The organism is Paraburkholderia suaedae (genome assembly GCF_040812055.1).
Classification (GTDB): domain Bacteria; phylum Pseudomonadota; class Gammaproteobacteria; order Burkholderiales; family Burkholderiaceae; genus Paraburkholderia.
The window spans coordinates 1-22,269 of sequence record NZ_JBFOAH010000013.1 but is presented as its reverse complement, the minus strand read 5'-3'; the positions used below and the strand labels follow the sequence as shown (position 1 = coordinate 22,269).

Here is a 22,269-nt window from a genome sequence, read left to right as displayed (position 1 = left end):
AAGCCCGGCGCTTCGCTTGTATAGTCACAGGCACAAGCTTTGCGGAACTCCCGGTGCGAACACTGCGTCAGGGCCAGTCAACGGCGCGTACGCGGCGTAGCGCACGCGAGTACTCCCTTGAGAAGCACGACCATGGACATCGACAGCCTTTCCGCGGACAACCTCCAGCATGCGGCCCGCAAGCAGGCCAACTGGGCAATCAGCGCTTTCAGGCAGTTCGCCGACGACCGCTGCGCCGCCATGGCCGCCAGCATCGCTTTTTATGCGGCGTTTTCGCTCGCGCCGACGCTCGTCATGGTGATCGCGGTGGCCGGCTGGTTTTTCGGCGCGGCCGCCGCGCGCGGCGAGTTGTACCACCACATCAACGGGCTGCTCGGCGACCAGGCCGCGGCGGGCGTGCAGACCATCGTCGAGAACGCGCATCACAACGGCAGTGCCGGCGGCATCGCGGCGATCATTTCGTTCTCGGCGTTGGCGATCGGCGCATCGGCCACGTTCTCGTCGCTCAATACCGCGCTCAACCAGGTGTGGCCCTACACGGGGCCGCACACGTCGAGCGTGATCGCGTTGGTGCGGGTGCGCCTCATTTCGTTCGGACTGGTGCTGGGCGTCGCCTTTCTGCTGATCGTCTCGCTCGTGCTCGATACGCTCATCACCTTTGTCGGCAACTGGCTGTGGGGCGACTCACCCTACGTGGTGATCGGCAACCTGCTGCAACTCGGGGTCGGCCTGGTGGTGCTGGCGTTCGCGTTTGCCGGGTTGCTCAAGTTCCTGCCAAACGCCAGGGTGCGCTGGCGCGATGCGCTGGTTGGCGGGATCGTGGCCGCCGTGCTGTTTTCCGCGGGCAAGAAACTCTTCGCACTTTATCTAGCGCGCGCGGGCATGGCGTCTTCGTTCGGCGCGGCGGGTTCGCTCGCGGTGCTGCTGATGTGGCTGTACTTCTCGGCTGCCGTGCTGCTGCTCGGCGCGGAATTCGCGGCGGCCCGCGCACGTGCCAGCGACCCGCGAGGCGGCGGTGGCCTCCAGAGCAACGGGCCGCCGGGCAGCCGCGCGAAGCTTGCGTCGGTGCTGGCGGCGTCGACTGTTCCGGGATACGCGCAAGCGCGTGCCGCCCACGGCACCCCCGGCACGCCCCGGCCCGACGCGCCTCGCGCGGCGGGCGTCTTGCCCCTGCAAGCCGACAGCCACGCTGGCGCACTCTCGAGCGCCATGAGCGTGGCGCGCGGCGTCGTGCACGCGGAAGCACAGGCCACGCGACTGGCGGCGCTCGCGTTAATCGAAACGGGCCGCAATGCCAGGCTGGCCGACCGCTACGTGAGGCGTAACCCGTGGACCTCGGTGATGCTGGCCGCGGTCGCCGGCCTGGCCGCTGCGGTTGCAATTCGCCGCAACAGCGAGGACTCCGGCCCCCATCGCTGACCGCTTCCCGAAGCTGCCGCGAAGCCGCACGCTGTTACCCCCGCGGGCGTCGTTACCGGCGGCAGTTGGTTGCACTCTCTGCCAGGACGGTCGCACCTCCATTGGTCACAACGCATCGCTTCTGTCCACTCGCACGTTGATCGCTCGTAAATGCGCATTGACGGATTTTAATGAAATGGCCAACAGCGTTAGACGACTTCATTACATAAAGCCTACAAATCAATGCGTAAGATGCGTTTAACACTCCTGTAACTGTCGACGAAACAACAATAATGCCTGGTCCATGAATGACTATTGCGCAAATCGCAACTATCCATAAGTGGCTTTAAATACAAGGCGTTGCGCGGATTGTCGGTTTTTAGAGACACTCTTTTTTTTCCTGTTCTTACCGGCGGACGCGGTGCGCTATTCTCCTTTGCGCAACAACGACTAATCATCTGCGTGGAGAAATGGATGAAACGTATCGCACTGTCTAGCCTCTCGCTGGCGCTTCTGGGTGCCACCGGCGTGGCACATGCTCAAAGCAGCGTCACCCTTTACGGTTTGCTGGACGAATCGGTCCAGTACGTCAACAACGCGACCCCCCGCGGCGGTAGCCTCGTGCAACTGTTCGGCGGCAACCTTCAAGGTAACCGTTTCGGCCTGAAGGGCACGGAAGACCTGGGCGGCGGGCTGAAGGCAATCTTCCAGTTGGAAAATGGCTTCGACATCAACAACGGCAAGCTTCAGCAAGGCGGTTCGCTGTTCGGCCGTCAAGCTTACGTCGGTTTGACGGGCGACGCATGGGGCACGTTCACGGCTGGTCGTCAATATGACCCGCTCGTCGACATGGTCCAGCCGCTGACGGGCGACAACTACTTCGGCAGCACGTTCGCAACGCCGGGTGACCTCGACAACAACGACAACAGCTTCCGCGTGACCAACGCGCTCAAGTACGTGTCGCCGGTCTGGTCGGGCTTCCAGGTCGAAGGCCTGTACGCACTGGGCGGCGTCGCGGGCGCGACGGGTTCGGGCCAGACGTGGGCGGGCGCGGCAACCTTCGCAACGGGTCCGTTCAGCGTCGCTGGTGGCTACTTGCACGCAAGCAACGCAGCTTCGGCGGCTACACGCGCGGCAGCAGGCGGCTGGGCCGGTACCGCAGCGCCTGGCGCTACGTTCGACTCCAATTTCCCGGCGAATGCAGGCATCAACTCCGCTTACGCTGCAGCCAAGTCGATCGGCATCGCTTCGGCAGCCGTCCAGTACGTGACGGGTCCTTTCACGGGCAGCCTGAGCTACAGCAACGCGCTGTACAAGCCGGATGCATCGTCGGGCTTCGGTTCGACGCAGAAGTTCAACATCGGCCGCGCTTACCTGGGCTACCAGGTCACGCCGGCAGCGCTGCTGGGCGTCGGCTACGCGTACACGCGCGGCACGGGCGACGCATCGGCGACGTACAACCAGGTGTCGCTGGGCGCGGACTACTCGCTGTCCAAGCGCACGGACTTCTACGCAGTCGGCGCATGGCAACATGCTAGCGGCGACCAGCGTATTCCGGGCGGCGGCCTCGCTTCCGCGACCGCTTCGATCGGTTCGTACGGCAACCAGTCGAGCACCAGCAACCAGGTCATGGTCAGCGTCGGTATCCGTCACAAGTTCTGATCGGGACTTGCTACGTAGCTGAGAGCGACGTAGTAAAAAGCCAGCCAAAGGCACTGCCGATGGCTGGCTTTTTTTCGTCCTGACTTTTTTGCCGCGTCGCGGGCGGGTTCAGTGGCGGCGGCAAAGGAAAAGCCCGCCGGCACGAATTCGCAAGCGGATTGGCCGGCCGTCCTCGTGTCGGATGACTGGGTCCTAGCGCCGCTGCACCTTCGCTTTGTCCGCCTGGGCCAGCGTCTGCGAGGGTTTTGCGTCGAGTTCATGCTCGATGCCGTCGGCGCCCACCGGCGCGCGATGCAGCACCAGGGCCCGCTCGCGCTGCAACGACGGGAGGTTGGACACGTCCTGCCAGTCGGGATCTGGAATTGCGCCGAACACCTGGCGCAACTGTTCGCCCCACGTGCTGTGGATCATGTCGAAGTACGCGTTGTCGTGGTCGATCGAGACGAAACGCGTCACCTGCAGCGAGTCTTTCTCATAGACCAGCAGATCGAGCGGCAAGCCCACCGACAAGTTGGAGCGCAAGGTCGAGTCCATGGAGATCAGCGCGCACTTGGCTGCTTCGTCGAGCGGCGTGGATGGCGTCAGCACGCGGTCGATGATCGGCTTGCCGTACTTCGCCTCGCCGATCTGGAAATACGGGTTTACCGCCGACGCTTCGATGAAATTGCCGGCCGCGTAGATCATGAACAGGCGCGGCCGATTCCCCGCAATCTGCCCGCCGAGAACGAAGCTGCAATTGAACTCGACGCCGAATTCCCGCAGCGCCGGCGCCTCTCGCTGATGCACGCATCGCACCGCGTGGCCGACCACGCGGGCGGCATCCGCCATCGTGGTGGCGCTCCAGAGGGTGGGCGACGCCGCGTCGGTCGGCTCGGACAACTCGTGCAGCACCGCTTGCGTGAGCGACAGATTACCGGCCGCCAGCAGCACGAGCATGCGCTCACCCGGCTGCTCGAACACCGACATCTTGCGCGCAGTGCTGATGTGATCGACGCCGGCATTGGTGCGCGTGTCCGAGAGGAACACGAGTCCGTCATCGACGGACATCGCGACGCAATATGTCATCTCTCGTTCCTTGACGTCCGGGGCCGTCTGGCCAGAATAAAATTTACCATTGAAAATCAACCGTCTATGTTTAATCACTGTACCACGGCGTCCTGCCGCATCACCTCGGCGAGAACGTGTTGCCGCGATACGCCCCATCCTTGCTGCCGGTCGCAGTAACCAGGAGATGGCTGCGGTCTATCGCACACTCGAATCGACGCTGACATCGTAGCTGCGCGCCGCGTTACGCTGCGGCGACAAGAGGCTGATGGGCGTGGTGCTCGACGCATTGCCCGCATGGCCGCAATGCTGCTGTCGGCCATAGCTCGTGCAATTGCCGTCGTTCAGAGGACTGCGTCGGTGAGGACGCTTCGGTCACTTTCCTGGCGTTCGCATACCGATGGCCGCGAATGTCATGTCTCGATGTTCGCCAATGCATGCTCGCGACCCATTGTGGAATCGACTCGAAAGAGCCAACTTGCTATGGCTGCCGCATAGTCGCTCCGATGACATGCAGTAACACGCTCAAGGTTACCGGTTTGCCCAGATGCGCATCGAACCCGGCACGCAACGCCCGCGCGGCATCCTGATCACGTCCGAACCCCGTCAACGCTATGGCAGGAACCTTGGCCATATTCGGCTGCTTGCGCAGTGCCTCGATCAGCTCGTACCCGCTCATGTCAGGCATGGCGATGTCCGACAGAATCAGATCGAATTGACGATCCTCGGTCAGAGCAAGTGCCTTTTGCGCACTGGACTCGACGGTGACCTGGGCGCCTTCGATTTGGAGCAGCGCGCCAAACGCCTCGAGGCCTTCGATCGAATCGTCGACCAGCAGGACTCTGAGCCCCTTGAGGATGCTGGCGTCGGCAACACCCTGCGACGTCGAGCGCATGGCAAAAGGAGAATGCTTGGGTAACCACAACCGGAAACACGCTCCCCGATCGATCCCGGCCGATTCCCCCTCGATCCTCCCGCCATGCATTTCAGCCAGTTGCTTCGTCAGCGACAGGCCAATCCCGAGTCCGCTGCTGTTTCGTTTGACGCTGCGCTCCGCCTGACTGAACATGTCGAAGACCTTGGGCAGGAACTCCGGCGCAATGCCCTTGCCCGAGTCTTTCACTTCAATACAGGCGAAGCGATTATCTTCGGATAGCGCAACCCTGACACTGCCCCCGGGCGGTGTGAACTTGACAGCGTTGCGAAGAAGATTCCACAGCATCTGTTCGACGCGCACGGAGTCAGCCTGAATGACAAGCGCAGTGTCGATCCCGGACGTACTCAAGGCGATGCCGTTCTTCTCCGCATCACTGGCGCAGGCTTCGGTTACAGAGCGAACGACGGCCGCCAGATCGACGTCGGCGAAGTTCAGGGCGAGCTTTCCAGTGCGCACCCGGGACAGATCGAGAAGATCGTCGATGATTTTTGCCTGACTGATCACTGAGCGCTGGATGGCCTGGGCCGCATTCTGCACGAGAGGAATATGCCGTGCATCGGGCGCACGGCTGAGCAGCTCGGCCTTGACGTGGATGAGGTTCAGCGGATTCTTGAGCTCCTGTGACAGTACGGCGAAGAACTCGTCCTTCTGGCGGTTGATGGATTCGGCCTGGGCACGCGTCGCTCGCTCCAGCTCGAGTTGCATCTGCTGTTGGCTCTCCACGCTCTTCCTGTCGGTCATGTCGCGGACGATCTTGGCCAATCCGCTGAAGCCTTCGCTGGTGATTGTGGTCATCACCCCGCTGCAGTAGATTCTTCTTCCATCCTTGCGCTGATGCCACCGTTCGTCTTCCGCCCGACCCGTCGCCTTTGCGGTCTCACGTTCCCGACGGGCGACATTTTGCGCGCGATCCTCCGGCGTGAAGATCAGATCGACGGGCTTGCCGAGTACTTCCTGTTCGTCATAACCGAACACACGCTGCGCGCCCCTGTTCCAGCTAACGATCCTGTCGTCCAGATCCTGGACGATGATCGCGTAGTCGTCGGTAGCGAGTGCAGCAAGCTTGAGCCGCTCCTCGCCCAAACGAACCTCCTGCTGCGCAAGGCGTCGCTCCGTGATGTCGATCAGCGTCAGCACCGCGCCGTCGATGCGGTCTTCGCCGGTGCGATAAGGCAGCAGCCGAACCAGATACCATTCACCGCTCGTCGTGCTGACTTCACGTTGCGTAATCTGCAGGCTTTGAAAAGTAGCGCTCGCATCGGCGGCCAGCTCCGGATAGACGAGGCGATGCGTCAGGTCGAACAACGAACGACCAACGTCCGTTTCGATCAGGTTGAACAATCCGACAGCGGGCGCCGTGAATCGCTTGATACGCATCTCGCTGTCGACAAAAATGGTGGCGATGCCCGTCGACGCAATGAGGTTTTGCAAATCGTCGTTGGCCTTCACCGTTTCTTCGACCTTGGCCTGAAGCGCGCTATTGACGGTGACGAGTTCCTCGTTGACCGACTGGAGCTCTTCCTTGCTCGTTTCGAGTTCCTCGGTCGCCGAGCGCATTTCTTCATTGATCGCCTGAAGTTCTTCGTTCGAAGCCTTCAGTTCCTCGTTCGATGCGTTGGATTGCTCAACGCTCAGTCGCAGCAGTTCCTTGGTGCGATGCAATTCGCCCTCGAGGTGCGTCACGACGGGATTGTGGTCCGCGCTGTCTTGCGCTGCTTCATCGGGCCGCGTCGTCTCCTCGACTTCATCGAAGAAAACCGTACAGAACACGGCCGAGTTCGTGGCGTCGTGGAACGGACGCACCGTCATGTTCACGTACGAATGCGTGGCGCCGCGCGAGAACCGCACCCGCTCGGCATCGACGCTCTTGCCGTTTTGCAGCGCCTGAAAGAGCGCGGTGCGTAATTCAAGACCCAGCTCAGGGGTGACGAGCGTGAGCAGATTGTGCGAAGGCTCGCCACCGACATGTCGCAGGAAGCGCCCGACGTCGTCGGACATGTGCAGGATCTCGGCGTTGTGGTCGACCAGCACGCTCGGCGGTGCATAGCGTTCGATCGCCTGCTGATGCAGGCTCGCAAAAGTGAGGCTTCCCGGATCGCGCATGGGTGCCGGTGCGAGCGGGCGCGGCGCGGCGGCCTGATTGCCCGTCACAGCCGGCGACGAGATCGACGGCACCTTCGTGGGCAGGATCCTCGCCCGAAAGATCCTGTTCTTCTTGTCGACCGTGCTGAAGAGATCTTCCGCGATGTCCGCCGACTCCGAACTGCCCAGAAACAGCAAGCCACCTGGCTGAAGCGCGAAATGGAACGTTTCCAGCACCTGACGCTGCACGCTCCGGTCGAGATAGATCAGCAGGTTGCGGCACGACACGAGATCGAGGTGCGAGAAAGGCGGATCGCACAGCAAGTTGTGAGGCGCGAACAGCACGGTTTCCCGCAGCGCCCTGTTGATCACGTATCGGCCTCGCTCCAGCGTAAAGAAACGCCGCAGGCGTGAAGGCGGAATATCGGTCAAAATCGACTCAGGGTAGCTGCCGGTGCGCGCGACTTCTATCGCCTGCTGGTCGAGGTCCGTGGCGAAGATCTGCAGCTTCGGTAACTCGGTGCCCTCGGCCGTGCGCTCGCTGAACAGCATGGCGAGAGAGTAGGCCTCTTCACCCGTGGAGCAGCCGGCGACCCATGCCCGAACAGAGTCGGAGTCCGCCTTGCTCGCGATGATGGCGGGCACCACTTCGCGCTCGACGGCCTCGAACGCCTCGCGGTCGCGAAAGAAGTTGGTCACCCCGATCAGCATGTCGCGAAGCAGCGCGCCGGTCTCGTCCATATGCGTTTCGACGAAGCGCTGATAGGCCGGCAGGTCTGGCAGGCCGTTCACCTGCAAACGGCGCTCGATCCGCCTCAATACCGTGGCCCGCTTGTAGTGCCGGAAGTCATGCCCGGTGCGCACGCGCAGCGCCTTCAGGATGCGTTGTAGCGCATGCTCTGCCGACACGGTTTCGTCTTCTGCGTCGTTCCCTGAGGTCCCGTTGGGCTTGGCGTCGGCGGACGGAACAGTTATCGCGCGAGCGTTCTTGCTCAACTCGATCAGCTTCTGCGGGATGTCGGCAACGGGCAGGACAATGTCGACCTGCCCGGTTGCCGTGGCGTTGGCCGGCATGTCGCCATACTCGGCATCCTCCGGCGATTGGGCCACGGTGATCCCGCCACGTTCCTTGATGCGGCCGATGCCCACCGCCCCGTCGCTGCCCGACCCCGACAGAATGACGCTGATCGCACGCTCGCCGTGTGCGTCGGCGAGGCTGCGAAAGAACAGGTCGATCGCGGCTGGCCTGCCGCGTCCCCGCTCGACCGGCGTCACGGACAGATAGCCGTCGGTCATCGACAGCGCGGTCGCCGGAGAAATAACATAAACGTGGTTTTTCTCAATCGGCGTAGCGCCGGTCACCTGCAACACCGGCATCTGGGTGACGCGCCGCAGGACGCTGTCGGCCTGGCTTTCGTGCGAAGGCGAAAGATGAAGCACGATTACGAACGCCATGCCCGGGTCCCGTGGCATGTGCTCGAAGAATCGGACCAAGGCTTGAACCCCGCCTGCCGATGCACCCATGCCGACGATCGGGAAGTCAAGCGCCGAGGCCCCGGGAAGCGCCCCAGTCCGGTCTTCTGCGGCGGGATCTCGTTTTTCCATCTTACGAAGACAACCAGGAGCAAATTTCCATCAGTTTAGTCTGATATGCGACGGGAAGGGTTCGGCGGGAGGTTTCTGGTGATTGCCGGACGCATGCTGCGGCCGGCGTTCACCGACCGTAGGCGTGGATGGAGCCGACGGGAACCCAGCGACCGTCGGTAACGGCGTGACCGTTTGTTTCGAAGCACCCGATCGATCGTCAGCGCCCCGCTGCTGCGCCGGCGCGGTATTCACGTATGTCTGCCGCCGCGCCAGCGTCACTTGCCCTTGGCAGTACGTTCCTGTCCGGGTGTGGCGTCAAAGACCTTCCGATAACACCGCCCCAGATGCGAGGCGCTGGCGAATCCGCACTGCATCGCAATGTCGAAGATGGAAGATGTCGATTCATGCAGGAGCTTTTGCGCCGCCTTGAGCCGCACGCCCAGATAGAACTGCGAGGGCCCCATGTCGAAGTGCTTGAGCCACATACGTTCGAACTGCCGAGGCGAAATGCCGACCAGCGACGCGAGCGTCTGCACGGGAACCGGGCGTTCTATGTTCTGCTCCATCAGCGTGATCGCATTGACGATGCGCCGGTCTTCGATGCCATAGCGCCACTGAATCGCCATCTTCTGGCTTTCCTGCGACGCACGAATGCGGGTATGCAGAAACTGGTCGGCGACATCCGCGGCAAGCCGATGGTTATGCGCGCGCGCGATCACGTCGAGCATCAGATCGATTGCGGCAGTGCCGCCGCCGCACGTCAGTCGGTCACCGTCGATGCAGTAGAGGTCGCGCGTGATCGCCAACGAGGGAAATTCGTCGGCGAGTGCTTTCAACGCTTCCCAATGAATGGTGCAGCGCCGCTTGTCGAGCAGCCCGGCGCGCGCCAGGATCATCGTGCCGAGGCTCACACCGCCGAGCGGTTTGCCTGTCGCGGCATAGCGTCGCAAAAACTCGAACACTCGCTCGTTGCGGTAGTTCTCGACGCCGATGCTCGCCACCACGAACAGTTGGTCGACAGCAATCGATGAAGTCATTGCCGATTCAGGCTGTAGCGAAAATCCGGAGCTGGACGACACCGGCTCGCCGTCCGCGCTGATCAGGTGCCAGCTATACAGCGGCTTGCCGCTCATCCGGTTGGCCGCGCGCAGCGGCTCGCTCGCGGAGCTGAGCGCCATCATCGAGAAGTTGGGTACCAGAAAAAAACCGATGCGTTGAGTGTCGGCCGGCCGCTCGTGGCTCGGATCCGCCGTCCTTTCCGTGGGCGCGGCGGCGGGTCCGCCCTCCTCCGCCACAGGCCGCTTCAAATGACTCGCCGCGGCCGCTTGCGGCCTCTCGTCGCTGATTTTCCTGCGCATGTCGATGCTGGATTGGCCAAGGTGGGGAAACTGTCGCATATTGCGCCTCGCCGGTCCATCGCCTCATGTATGCGCATCTGCCGACGAGGCCGGGATCAATCGCCCGTGTAGTTCGGCGCGCGCTTCTCGAAAGTCGCGGCGAGCGCCTCGCGATGATCCGCCGTGCGATGCGCGATGCCCTGGAAAGCGGCCGACAGTTCCAGCAGGCTCGGCAGGTCAGTCCGCTGTCCTTCGCGGATGAGGCGCTTGCTCATGCGCAGCACGTTGGGCGGATTGCTGGCGATTCGCGCGGCCAGTTCCTTTGCTGCGCACAGCAGCTCCGCGTCGGGCACGACCCGCGACACGAGGCCCCAGGCGAGCGCGCATTGAGCATCGATAGGCGTACCCGTAAAGATCATCTCCGCGGCGCGCGAGAGGCCGATCGCGCGTGGCAGCAACCACGCGCCGCCGTCGCCGGGAATAATGCCGATCTTTGCAAAGCTTTCCGCGAACAGCGCGCTCTCGGCTGCGATACGGATATCGCACATCAGCGCGAGATCGCAGCCCGCGCCGTGCGCCGGTCCGTTGACCGCGGCGATGCAAGGCACGTCCAGTTCATGAAACGCGCGTGGAATGCGCTGGATGCCACGCCGGTAGCTCTCGCGTATTTGCGCCGAGTTGCCGGCGAACGTGCCGAGCTCGTCGCGCATGTGTTTGATGTTGCCGCCCGAGGAGAAGGCGGGACCCGCGCCCGTCAGCACGATGGCGCGGACGTTCAGATCGGCTTGCGCGCGATCGAGGCTCGCCACGAGCGCATCCACCACTTCCATTTCGGTGAGTGCGTTGCGCGTTTCCGCGCGGTTCAGCGTGATCGTAGCGACGCCGCCATCCAGTTCGTAAAGTACCGGTTCGTTCATGATCAAGTTCCCGTTCGCAAAAGATTCTAAGCCACCGAAGCGGCCAGTTCACGCCGCAGCACCTTGCCGCTCGGGTTCAGCGGCAAACGGTCCACGAATAGCACTCTTTTGGGCCGCTTATACGGCGCGAGGTCGTCACTCGCCTTGCAGAACGCGATGATCGCGTCTTCCGTCAAATGGCTGTCGCTGCGCACCACGAAGGCCGTCACCGCCTGGCCCCACTTCGCGTCCGGCACGCCGATCACCGCGGCCTCCTGGACGCCCGGGCAGTGATACAGCACCTCTTCGACTTCGCGCGGATAGATGTTTTCGCCGCCCGAGACGATCATGTCGTCGGCCCGGCCGTGGAAGTGGAAATAGCCGCCCGCGTCGACGCTGAACAGATCGCCCGTATAAAGCCAGCCGTCGCGAAACTTCTTCGCCGTTTCGACGGGATTGTTCCAGTATGCGCGCGCCAGTTGCGGGCCGCGCACGATCAGTTGGCCCACTTCGCCGGGAGCGACGCCTTCGGTGGAAGGCACGGCGCGCTCCGTGTCGTTCGTCACGATCCGGCATGTGCTGATCAGCGTCGGCTTGCCGCAGGAGCCCAGGCGCGAGAGCGCATCGCGCGGGTGCAGCAGCAGCGTGAGGCTGGCTTCCGTCATGCCGTAGCCGTTGTACACGTTCGGACAGAACTCGTCGATCACCCGTTGCATCGCTGCGGCGGGAATGGCCGCGCCGCCCGTGGTAATCATCCGCAGGCTGCTGCGGTCGCTGCCGCTGAATGCGGGGTGAAACAGCATGTCCTGTATCTGCGTCGGCACGGCAAAGAGCGTCGTGACGCGATGTTGCCCGATGGCCGCAAGCGTGCGCTCTGGATCGTAACGCGGCAGCACGATGTTGGCTGCACCGACCATCAGGTGCGGCATGAAATACGCCTGCATGCCGCCAACGTGGTAAAGCGGCGCGATATGCAGCGCCGAATCATTGCTGGTCAGGCTGTACTCCATCACGCAGTTCGTGGCGATCGCCACGTCGTTGCCATGCGTGTGGATCGCGCCTTTCGGGCGCCCCGTCGTGCCCGACGTGTACACGAGCGCCGAGATGTCGTCGGGCGCAAGCGGAGGCAACGGCGCATCGCGATGGCGCGTGCTGTCGATCAGCGCGTCGAAATCGTGATGATGCGAAGGCGCATCGTGGCGATCGGGTTCGTCGTCGTGGCTGCCGTGCCCCGTGACACGCACATAGATGCGCAGATCGGGCAGAGCCTGTTCGATCTTCGCGACGACGGACTGCATCGAATCGTCGTAAATCAGCACGCGCGCGCCGGCATCGCGGATGACGAACGCGGCTTCGTTCGCGGACATCCGGTAGTTCATCGGGACGGCAATCGCGCCGAGCAGCTGGCAGGCAAGATAAGCGGTGGCCGTGGCGTCGGAGGTCTTTTGAAAAATGGCGATGCGGTCCGTTTGCCGCGCGCCCAGGTCGAACAGCGCCTGCGCGAGTCCGCGCACGCGCACGTCCCATTGCGCGTAGGTCAAGCGCGCGTCGCCGCAGACCAGCGCGAGGCGGTCGGGGTATTTCGCTACCGTATTTTCGAACAGCGAGGTAATGGTCAGCATGATGGAAATGGAATGCGCTCAGAGGTTGATCTTCAGATCGGGGAGATCGCGCGAAGCGATCAGGTATTTCGCCATTTCCGACGTTCCGCCGACAATCGTCAGCGCGCGCGCGTCGCGATAGAGCTGTTCGGCCCGGCCGTATTCCTTGGTGAGACCGTCGCCACCCAGTATCTGCACGGTTTCGTTGACACAGAAGTTCGCCGTCTCGGTGGCGACCAGCTTGGCCATTGCCGCTTCCTTCATCAGCGCCTTGCCGTCGGCGCCCGTGTCGTACATCTTCGTCGCGCGATAGGTGATGAGTTCGGCCGCGTCGATGCGCCAGCTCATCTGCGCGATCTTGTCCCAGATCAGTTGCTTGCAGCCGAGGAACTGCCCGAACGTCCTGCGGCTTTGCGCATGGGCACGCGCGATTTCGAACGCACTACGCGCGACGCCGAGGCCGGAGCCGCCCAGGATCGCGCGCTCGAAGTTGAACATGCCACGCATGATCGTAAAGCCCTCGCCCACCGTACCCAGCAGGTGATCGGCGCTGACCCGGCAATCGTCGAACTTCACTTCGCCGACGATGCAGCCGTGCCGGCCCATGAACGTATAGTTGCGCGGAAAGCTGATCCCGCGCGCGTCTTTGGGCACGGCCACGGCGGTGATGCCCGGCCTCTGCAACCCATCGCGCGGCGTGATGCCGTACGCGATATAGACGTCCGCGACCGACGCGTTCGAGATATAGCGCTTGAAGCCGTTGATGACCCATTCATCGGTGCGTGCGTCGTATTCGACGCGCGTTTGCATGTCGGCGGAATCGCTCCCCGTGCCGGGCTCGGTCACACAGATCGCGCCGATCGCGCGGCCATCCAGAATGGGTTCGAGATACACATCGCGCACTTGCCTCGTCGCGTGCCGGTGCAGCGGATAGGCACAACTCAAGGCCGTTGCGATGGTCGTTTCAAATGCATAGTTGATGGCGGACGCTTCTTCGGACAGTATCGTCGCGTGCGTGAGACCGGGCTTTGTCAGCGAGCCGCGATACAGGTCGGCGAACATCAGCCGCAAATAGCCCGCTTCACCGAGCGCTCGCACCACGCGTTTGACGGCGTCCCAGTCGCGGCGGTCTTCGATATCGGCGGCGCGCGGCGCGAGTTCGCGTTGCAGAAAAGCCCGCGCCTCGGCGCGGAACGCGCGGTCTTCGTCGGTCAGGAGGAAATCTTGCATGGCGGACGACGCATCAAGTGTTGACAGGTGAATGCGCTGCACGAATGCCGCGCGCGGCATAGACGCGTGCATCGCGCACGGTCGGCAGCAGGAAGCGCGCTTCGCGCAGCGCTGCATAGTCGAGTTCGCCGACCACCAGTTCTTCGTCGGTAGTCGAACCCGTCGCGACCGTATTGCCGAATGCATCGAGAATGCGCGAGCCACCCCAGAAACGCAGCATGCCTTCGGTGCCGACGCGATTCGCCATGACCACGGACACGCCGTAGGTCACTGCATAGAAGCGCAGGTTCAGTTCCCATGCGGACGGATTGTCGAAGCTGCCGCCCACCGCTTCGCGCGCCGAACTGATCGGGGCGGCCAGCAGCGTCACGCCGTCGCACATCAGGTCGTGCACGAGAGCCGGGTTCCACAGGTCGTTGCAGATCGGCGTGGCGACGCGCCAGTTTCGGCCGATTCCGAACGCGCCGAGATCCGCTCCCGGCGCGTAGTACAGGCCATCGCGCAGCTTGCCGTACGTCGCCAGTTGAATCTTGCGATGCACGTGCACGGTCCGCCCCCGCGTCACGGTTGCCTGGCTGTTGTAGAACTGGCCGCCGGGCGCTTCTTCGATGAAACCGAACGACGTATGAATGTCGACGCTCGCTTCTGCAAGCGCCGCAATGGCCGGATCATCGGCATACATTGCAAGCTGCGGCGCGTCCTTGCCCGCGCTATGGCCGCACAAGGACAATTCCGGAAACAGCAGCATGGCGACACCGCGCTGACGCGCTTCGTCGATCATGGCCAGGTGCTTCGCGAGATTGGTGTCGAGATCGCCGTATGAACTGTCGATCTGCGCGGCGGCGACTTTCAGCGCGGCGTCGCGCGGCGCGTTGAGGGAAGACGAAGGCATGTTCTGTTCTCTCAGGTAGGGGCGAATCTCGAGCGTTACAGCAGACCCGCCTGCTTCAGGAAGTCATGCGAGACTTCGCTGAACGATTTCTTTTGCACGTCGACGGATGCGTTCAAACGTGCCATGGTCGGCGCGTCGAGCTTTGCCGAAAGCGAGTTCAGGATCGGGCCGAGCTTCGGGTTCGCATCGAGCGTCGCCTTGCGGATGACGGGCGTCAGCGCATAGGAGGGAAAAAAGCCCTTGTCGTCCTTGAGAATGACGAAGTTGAATGCGGGCACGCGGCCATCGGTGGCGAAAACGAGCGCGATGTCGACCTGACGGTCCTTGAGCGCCTGGTACGTCAGACCCGAGTCCATCCGCTTGACTTCGTCCTGCGAAAATTCGAAGCCATAAAGCTTTTGCAGCGGACGCAGCCCGTCCGGGCGCGCATAAAACTCAGAATTCGACGCAAAGCTCAACGTCTTGCCGGACTTGATGGCCTTCGCAAGATCGCTCAGCGTCACGATGCCCAGTTTCTTCGCTTCGTCCTGATTCATTGCGAACGAATAGGTGTTATTCGCACGGGAAGGATCGAGCCATACCAACCCCTTTGCTGCATCGAGTTGCTTGACCTTCTTGTAAGTGTCTTCCGGCGACAGGCGGTCATCGATCTTGTTGTACGTGATGAGCGAGGTGCCCGTGTATTCCCAATACACGTCGACCTGTCCGTTCTCCTGCGCCGCTCGCAGCACTGCGCTGCCCAAGCCGTCCTTCTTCGTGACGGTGAAGCCCTTTGCCTGCAATAACTCGGTCGTCATTTCGGCGAGCAGTTGCTGTTCCGTAAAATTCTTGCCGCCGACCACGACATTGGCCGCCGCGCAACTGATGGCCCAGCAGGACGCAAAAGAAACAGCGACGAACGCGCAGGCCCGCTTGAAAAACGTAGTGTTCATGATGTCCTCGAAGAAACGCGTATGCGTGTGATTGAACTAGCGTTGGGGTGTGACGCCGCGCGACACCAGATGCGCCTGCATCTGGCCGACGAGCACGTCGGTGAGAACCGCGAGCACCGCGGTGGGAATCGCGCCCGCCAGCAGCATCGAAAAATCGTTCATATCGATGCCGGTAAAAATCAGTTCGCCAAGTCCGCCGCCGCCGACAAGGAACGCGAGCGGCGCCGTGCCGACGGTAATTGCGAGTGCGGTGCGAATGCCCGCGAAGATCACATAAAGCGCATTGGGCAATTCGACGCGCAATAAAACCTGCCTGGGTGTCATGCCCATGCCAGTGGCGGCTTCGATGAGCGCGCGCGGCACGGCGCGCAAGCCTTCCAGCGTGTTCAGCACGATCGGGAGCAAGGTCGCCACCCATAGCGCGAAGATTGACGGCCAGTGTCCTATGCCGAGCACGCTCATGGCGAGCGCGAGAAGTGCGAGTTTCGGCACGGCCTGACCCATGTTCAGGGTCTGCAAGACCGCGTGACCGACCCGCGCCTGTTTGACCGACTCACGGCTCAGATAGACGCCGAGCGGCACGGCGACGACAATTGCGAGCCCGCCTGCAATGGCGACCATCGTCATCTGCTGGATGGACTGGTAAATAATATCGCTGCGATATTGCGCAATCGATGCAAGCCAGTTGTCCGCGCGCGCCTGCATCGGCGCAATGCAGGCGAACCCGACAGCGCAGCGTGAAAGCAGTGTTCTCATGCGCACGTCTCCGGGGGCAGGCGCAGCATGTCGACGATATGCGCCTGATTCACGTAACCGACGAAACGGCCCTCGTCGTCGACGGTGGGCAACCAGGATTGCCCGAGCGCGAACATCGAGGAAATCACGCTGCGCAAATCGTCGTTATGACGCGCCACGCCTTGCACCGGTTTTGCATGCGCAGCCATGAGCGAGCCCTCGATCGCACCGAGCTCGGCAGCGCCGAGACAGCCTTGCGGCTTGCCGGCGGCATCGAGCAGAACGATCTGTTCGACGCCGTGCCGTTCGAGCAATGCCCGCGCACGGTCGCTGCTGTCGCCCACACGGGCGGCACACTCGCAGGCGGACAAAGCGTCCTTGGCCCGCACGAGGCGCAGCCGCTTCAAGGCGCGGTCCGCACCGACGAAGCCGGCAATGAACGGGCTCGCGGGTCTCGCGAGAATCGTGTCGGGCGTATCGAACTGTTCCAGCCTGCCGCCGCGAAAAATGGCAATGCGGTCGGCCATCTTCACGGCTTCGTCAATGTCGTGGCTCACGAACATGATCGTCTTTTTCACCTGCTGCTGGATGCGCAGAAACTCGTCCTGGATCAGCTCGCGGTTGATCGGATCGATTGCGCCGAACGGTTCGTCCATCAGCATGACGGGCGGGTCGGTCGCCAGTGCGCGGGCCACGCCGACTCGTTGCTGCTGGCCGCCGGAAAGGTCCTTTGGATAGCGGGACAAATAGATCGCCGGATCCAGCGCCACGATCTCCAGCAGTTCGGCCGCGCGGCGCCTAGCCTTCGCCTTGTCCCAGCCCAGCAGGCGCGGCACCACGCTGATGTTTTCCTCGACCGTCATGTTGGGAAAAAGCCCGATTTGCTGAATCACGTAGCCGATCTGGCGCCGCAATTCGACGACTTCGAATTCATCCGTATCACGGCCGTCAATGAAAATCTTGCCCGAGCTCGGCTGAATCAGACGGTTGATCATTTTCAGCGTGGTCGTTTTACCGCAGCCTGAGGGGCCGAGCAACACGCAGATTTCGCCCGCGCCGACTTCCATGTCGATGCCGTCGACCACCGGGGCGCTCGCGCCTTCGTAGCGCTTCGAGATGCTGGAGAGCTTGATCATGGTTATTGCGCGTGATGAGGAGATTTACGGAACGACGCCCACGCGCCGAGACGCAACGCAAGCCGGCCGGTACGCGACGGGCTGCGAAGGCCCTTGGGCGTCAGCAGACGTTGCACCCAGCCGAGGCCGAAATCGGCGGCGATGGCAAGAAGGCTCACGAGAATCGCGCCGGCAATCAGCTGACGCGGGTCAGATTGGGATATGCCGCGGCTGATCAGCTTGCCGAGCCCACCGGCGCCGATATAAGCGGCGATGGCGGCAATGCCGACATTGATCACCACGGCCATGCGGACCCCCGCCATGATGATGGGCAGCGCGATGGGAATCTCCACCTTCCACAAGCGTTGGCGCGTCGTCATGCCGATGCCGCGCGCGGCTTCGCGCAATGCAGGATCGATGTTCGTAATCGCCGTGTACGTATTGCGCACGATCGGCAGTTGCGAATAGAGAAAGAGCGCGATGACTGTCGGCAGAAAGCCGATACCCTGGCCGATCATCGACAGAATTGGAATCATCAGGCCGAATAGTGCGACGGACGGAATGGTCATCAGGATCGCCGCAAGGTACAACACGATTCTCGCGACGCGTGCATTGGCCGTGATCGCAATGCCGAGCGGCACGCCAGTGACGATAGCCAGGCCGACACCGACGCCGACGATCTCGATGTGATCGACGGTGAGCCTGATGATCGACGCCATGTTGTCGAGCATGAAAGCAAGGGTTTCCACGTTCTCTCCGTTTCGCGCTGCGTGTCGGTGTGCTTCGCCATGCGCAAAAGATATCCGGACAAAATTTGAAACCCTTCATCTGCTTTCGACGTCGTTTGTCACGAATGCGACATGTCGGTTTTCTGTCGGCCGGTTTCCCTTGCAGGCTGGGGATTTGACCAAGTGGCGATTAAGGGTAATCCCCGTCCTGGAAGCGACAGCTCGCAACTTTGCAGCGTTTCGGAGAATTGGAAAAAGGGGGCCTGACGAGGACCTGCCGTGCGACGAGTCGCGGCGCCCTTTCGCCTGGCCGCAGGCGCGGCTTGCGTTAGCCCGCTTGCTGACGCACAAGGCTGCGGATCGTCAGCGTGGCGAGCGTGCCTGTGACGAGCGCCGTGAACAGATAAAGACCGGCGGGGCCCGCCACTGCCATCGTCGCGGAGGCGAGCGTCGGGCCGGCGCTTGCGCCTACCGAAAAGATCAGCAGCAGGCCGGCGCTGACGGCGATGCGCTGGTCCGAAGGAATGCAGTCGTTGACGTACGACGTGACCACGCCGTACATGGAAAAGGCCACCGCCACGTAGAGATAGCCGAAGGCACGGATCAGCCCGTCATCGCGCAGCAGGAACAACAGCACGCTCAGGGACCCGGCGATGACAGCGAGACACAGCAACACCTTGCGCCGGTCGAACCGGTCGGCCAACCGCGCGACAGGCCATTGCGGCAAGAGCGCGGCAAGCAGCGCGAAGCCCATGAAGTGCGACACATCGGGCACCGGATAGCCGACGCGCCGCATGAACACCGGTTGCATCGTATAGAACGCGCTATTGAGCGCGCCTGCCGACAGACACGCGACCACGCCGAGCGGCGCCCAACGATAGATGGTCTGTAGCCCCGACAGGCCGCGCGCGAGACGCGAGCCGAACGCTGCGCTACACGCATCGGGCGCGCTGGCGGGCGCGGTGCCTGCGAGCGCGACGGGAATCAATGACGCCGTGAACAAAGCTGCGACTGCGCTAAAGAGCTCGAAGCCGCCCGGGTCCGCGAGCCCGATCAGGAACTGCCCGGTGCCGACGCCGAGATAATTGGTGATCAGGTAGGCCGAGAACACGCGGCCCCGTTGCGCGTTGCTCGCGACCTGATGCAGCCAGCTTTCGACCACAGTGAAGATGCCGACGAGACAAAAGCCCGTGACGAGGCGCAGTACGACCCACATCGCGGCCGCGCCCCAAACCGCGTAGCCGAGGGCGCAGCATGCCGAGGACGCGGCCAATGCGACGAACGCGCGGTGATGACCGACGCGCCCAATCAGCGCGCCGCCATACACGGCGCCAAGCAGGAAGCCGATGTAATACGCCGACTGCACGACACCCACTACAATCGCCGACGACTGCTGCTGAATCAGGCGCAGCGAGATGAGCGTGCCCAGCAGGCCGTTACCGGTGATGAGAATCGCGTAGCCCAGGAGCAGGACCGCGGTGGAGCGCAAGCTTCCGGCGGCCGGCGCAGGCTTCATAACGGAAGCAGCTGGCCCGACGCTGCCCGCCGGCACGCCCGTTTCGACCGCGGCGCTATGGGGAGCGGCACTTTGACCGCGATCGGCGAGCGGTAGCGCGTCCGTTAAAAAGGACGCGCCCGTTGGCCGGCAAACAGCCGGTTCCGGTGCCTGTTTCATTCGTGCTGAGTCTCGTTCGTCCTGCGCGGCACGGTTTACCGACGTTGGGGGCTTTCTACCTCCGAATGTAGCGGTCCGCCGCCTTGCCGGCATGTCGCCAATACGACGTCCGCTGGCAGAATAACGACATTCTGTTTGGATTGGCACCGGCACTGGCGCGGTTATCCGATGTGGGAGGATAACTTTTGCTGACGCCCGGTAGGCGTTGCAATGGAAGGTGCCTCAAAAGGCACGGTTCCTTTCAGCTGTGATGATGTCCCGGGTCGTTGCAAGCACATGCGTAGTGCGAGTCGTTCCACGCATTTCCCAGAATAATGCTGCAGAAGTTCATGCGACGAAAACTCGGGTCTTTCAGCGCAAGCACGTCGTCGTTGACTGTGCCAAACGTCGAATCGGGCCGGTGCTTCATTCCCTCATCGAACGCATTGATTATTTGCTCCTTGAAGTTCTCCCCGCGAGGGTGGGCAGCCACCACCAGCTTACGCTGTTCCTCCGTGAACTCGTCGTATGCCAGGCCGAGCACGTCCATTTCGACCCCCGCAGTAACGAGTTGTACCACGGGTTTCTTGAACGGCGGAATGCCCGGTGTAGTGTGCAGGGCGACAGCATCCCACACGAGATCGATGTCCCCTTCATGAATGCCGTGCTGCTGAAGGAAGCTGCGTGCCGCGTTCGCGCTATCCACTTCGAAACGATTCTGCGACGTGCGGAATTGCTCGGTAAGTCCCATATCATGGAACATCGCGCCGATGTACAGAAGCTCCGGGTCGTACTCCAACTGTTTGCGTTGCCCGGCGAGGGCACCGAACAGAAACACGCGGGTGGAGTGATGGAAAAGCAGGTCCGACTCTGTGTCGCGAACGAGTTCAGTGGCCGCACGTGCCATCGCGCTGTCGGGAATCTTGATTCCTGCGATCGTCGTCATTTTGGTTGCTCCAATAGGTGCTTCGTTGCGCCGTCCATCGTCCGGATGGCTGCGCAAGCAACGTTGAGAATTGAGCTTTTGCTTCTCGAAACATTCGGATTGCCAGTCGTCTCTTCTACCGTACTACCGACGCCTGTTGTGAATCGTCAAATCCCTCGAAGGGAAAGCCCGCACCCATAGTATTGGCTTGTCTCAAGTCGTTTTCAAACTGATCCGTACCTGCAACACGGCCAATAAAACAGCATTTCCTGCCAGAGTTTGACTCCGTGGACTTCCCTGCTACTGGTAGCGCACGCCGTGAGAACGGCGGCTTCGAGCTTGCGACAAGGAGGGCTCGCGAGAGGAACTGATTGACCGGTGTCTACCGTTGCTGCGAGAAGTCGGGGACATCGTGGCGGGAACCGAAGTTGAGCAATGGCTGAACCAAACGTATGGCCGCACTCCTCGCCTTCGTGGTTCCTGGGACGGTGTTGGCGTCAGACGGTCACGCCGAAGCACTGCGCGAGTCCCATTGGGCTACTGGACAATGAGCGGGGGCTCCCAAGACGGCCACGATCATGACCTATGCCGACCAGTGGCTCAAGCATTCGACAGCAAAGCGCGCCGGAAACAGAATCAAAGCTCAGCGATCTTCACGCACCTGCGTTGTTTCCTCACCCGTGTTCTCGCTCAGCGCATCGTCGACCGGTCGGATGCCGGACAACAGCGTACCGACAACGCAGTTGCGGCCCATCGCTTTGGCCGCGTATAACGCGGCGTCTGCTCTGCCCATCATGGTCGCCAACGCATCCCCTTCGTGATACTCATCGACGCCGGCGCTGAAGGTGTACGCGACTTCGCCGGATGGCGTAGTCAGACGCGATGCGGCGACACTGGCGCGAAGCTCGTCCATCAAACGAACGGTGTCGGCCTGCCCGCTGGACAGGAACAGCACAGCGAATTCCTCGCCGCCAAGGCGACCGAACAGATCTGCAGGTCCCTAAGCCGCTCGATATTGCCGAGGCGAAATGCGCAAGCGCCTGGTCGCCGCCCGCATGCCCGTGTACATCATTGATCGTCTTGAACTTGTCGAGGTCCAGAATTGCAATGGACAGCCGCAGCTCCGCATTCATGGCCTTATGCAACAAGGACTCTGCCTCGACAAGAAAAGCACGGCGCACTAGCGCACCGGTCAGTCCGTCGACGTTTGCGAGCCGCTCCATGCGCTCGGCCATCCGGTCGTGAGCAAGCATGACCACGCCAATCGAGAGACACGGCAGCGCCAATATGCCCAGACCGAGGAATGCGGTGTTCATCGGCGTCGCTTCAAAAAAGCCGGTCTGATGCTCCCACCCCACTACACAGGCGATAGCGCGCGATACGTGGACAGCTGAACCGCTTGGGTTTCCTGGACACATTGCAATGTTAGTGTCAGGCCTTTCATGAGCCTTCGGCCGTAGGCCGAAGGCTGTGCTGCCGGGCAAACTCGCCCGGCGTCAAGTCGTTGAGCGCCA

16 protein-coding genes and 1 pseudogene are annotated in these 22,269 nt (G+C 62.2%); 2 read left to right on the top strand and 15 right to left on the bottom strand.

All coding sequences use genetic code 11. From position 1 onward, the window contains the following. Window positions 1-132 precede the first annotated feature (132 nt). Together ABQJ48_RS18545 and ABQJ48_RS18540 are read left to right on the top strand one after the other, a co-directional pair. The gene (locus tag ABQJ48_RS18545; protein ID WP_367839463.1) at window positions 133-1,419 is read left to right on the top strand and encodes a YihY/virulence factor BrkB family protein; all 1,287 of its coding nucleotides are present in this window, start codon (window positions 133-135) and stop codon (window positions 1,417-1,419) included. A 453-nt stretch (window positions 1,420-1,872) separates the two neighbouring features. Continuing rightward, the gene (locus tag ABQJ48_RS18540) at window positions 1,873-3,060 is read left to right on the top strand and encodes a porin (protein ID WP_367839462.1); all 1,188 of its coding nucleotides are present in this window, start codon (window positions 1,873-1,875) and stop codon (window positions 3,058-3,060) included. 192 nt (window positions 3,061-3,252) lie between these two features. On the opposite strand, the gene ABQJ48_RS18535 is transcribed toward ABQJ48_RS18540, so the two are convergent. From ABQJ48_RS18535 to ABQJ48_RS18460, 15 genes and pseudogenes are all read right to left on the bottom strand, one after another. Continuing rightward, on the bottom strand, window positions 3,253-4,125 hold the full coding sequence (locus ABQJ48_RS18535) for a proteasome-type protease (protein WP_367839461.1): 873 nt from the start codon (window positions 4,123-4,125) through the stop codon (window positions 3,253-3,255). Between the two features lie 460 nt (window positions 4,126-4,585). Beyond that, a complete protein-coding gene (locus ABQJ48_RS18530) occupies window positions 4,586-8,728 on the bottom strand; it encodes a CheR family methyltransferase (protein WP_367839460.1) in 4,143 nt (1,380 codons plus the stop codon). A gap of 257 nt (window positions 8,729-8,985) precedes the next feature. Further along, on the bottom strand, window positions 8,986-10,107 hold the full coding sequence (locus ABQJ48_RS18525) for a GlxA family transcriptional regulator (RefSeq protein ID WP_367839459.1): 1,122 nt from the start codon (window positions 10,105-10,107) through the stop codon (window positions 8,986-8,988). Between the two features lie 56 nt (window positions 10,108-10,163). Then, on the bottom strand, window positions 10,164-10,964 hold the full coding sequence (locus ABQJ48_RS18520; RefSeq protein ID WP_367839458.1) for a crotonase/enoyl-CoA hydratase family protein: 801 nt from the start codon (window positions 10,962-10,964) through the stop codon (window positions 10,164-10,166). A 26-nt stretch (window positions 10,965-10,990) separates the two neighbouring features. Further along, on the bottom strand, window positions 10,991-12,565 hold the full coding sequence (locus tag ABQJ48_RS18515; RefSeq protein ID WP_367839457.1) for a class I adenylate-forming enzyme family protein: 1,575 nt from the start codon (window positions 12,563-12,565) through the stop codon (window positions 10,991-10,993). Between the two features lie 18 nt (window positions 12,566-12,583). After that, window positions 12,584-13,774, bottom strand: a complete 1,191-nt coding sequence (locus ABQJ48_RS18510) for an acyl-CoA dehydrogenase family protein (RefSeq protein WP_367839456.1) — start codon at window positions 13,772-13,774, stop codon at window positions 12,584-12,586. Window positions 13,775-13,787: 13 nt separating this feature from the next. Next, on the bottom strand, window positions 13,788-14,666 hold the full coding sequence (locus ABQJ48_RS18505) for a nitrilase-related carbon-nitrogen hydrolase (RefSeq protein WP_367839455.1): 879 nt from the start codon (window positions 14,664-14,666) through the stop codon (window positions 13,788-13,790). 35 nt (window positions 14,667-14,701) lie between these two features. Further along, the gene (locus ABQJ48_RS18500) at window positions 14,702-15,598 is read right to left on the bottom strand and encodes a glycine betaine ABC transporter substrate-binding protein (RefSeq protein WP_367839454.1); all 897 of its coding nucleotides are present in this window, start codon (window positions 15,596-15,598) and stop codon (window positions 14,702-14,704) included. 36 nt (window positions 15,599-15,634) lie between these two features. Further along, on the bottom strand, window positions 15,635-16,354 hold the full coding sequence (locus tag ABQJ48_RS18495) for an ABC transporter permease (protein WP_367839453.1): 720 nt from the start codon (window positions 16,352-16,354) through the stop codon (window positions 15,635-15,637). Then, the gene (locus ABQJ48_RS18490; RefSeq protein WP_367839452.1) at window positions 16,351-17,469 is read right to left on the bottom strand and encodes an ABC transporter ATP-binding protein; all 1,119 of its coding nucleotides are present in this window, start codon (window positions 17,467-17,469) and stop codon (window positions 16,351-16,353) included. Before ABQJ48_RS18490 ends, ABQJ48_RS18495 begins: the two co-directional genes overlap by 4 nt. Before the next feature lie 2 nt (window positions 17,470-17,471). Next, window positions 17,472-18,197: an ABC transporter permease gene (locus ABQJ48_RS18485; protein WP_367839451.1), complete on the bottom strand. Its 726-nt coding sequence runs from the start codon at window positions 18,195-18,197 to the stop codon at window positions 17,472-17,474. A 307-nt stretch (window positions 18,198-18,504) separates the two neighbouring features. Next, a complete protein-coding gene (locus ABQJ48_RS18480) occupies window positions 18,505-19,851 on the bottom strand; it encodes an MFS transporter (RefSeq protein WP_367839450.1) in 1,347 nt (448 codons plus the stop codon). Between the two features lie 241 nt (window positions 19,852-20,092). Beyond that, a complete protein-coding gene (locus ABQJ48_RS18475) occupies window positions 20,093-20,776 on the bottom strand; it encodes an HD domain-containing protein (RefSeq protein ID WP_367839449.1) in 684 nt (227 codons plus the stop codon). 622 nt (window positions 20,777-21,398) lie between these two features. Next, a complete protein-coding gene (locus tag ABQJ48_RS18465; protein ID WP_367839448.1) occupies window positions 21,399-21,710 on the bottom strand; it encodes a diguanylate cyclase domain-containing protein in 312 nt (103 codons plus the stop codon). A 106-nt stretch (window positions 21,711-21,816) separates the two neighbouring features. Next, window positions 21,817-21,978 (bottom strand): annotated as a pseudogene (locus ABQJ48_RS18460) (GGDEF domain-containing protein); the annotation flags it as partial. Between the last annotated feature and the right edge of the window lie 291 nt (window positions 21,979-22,269).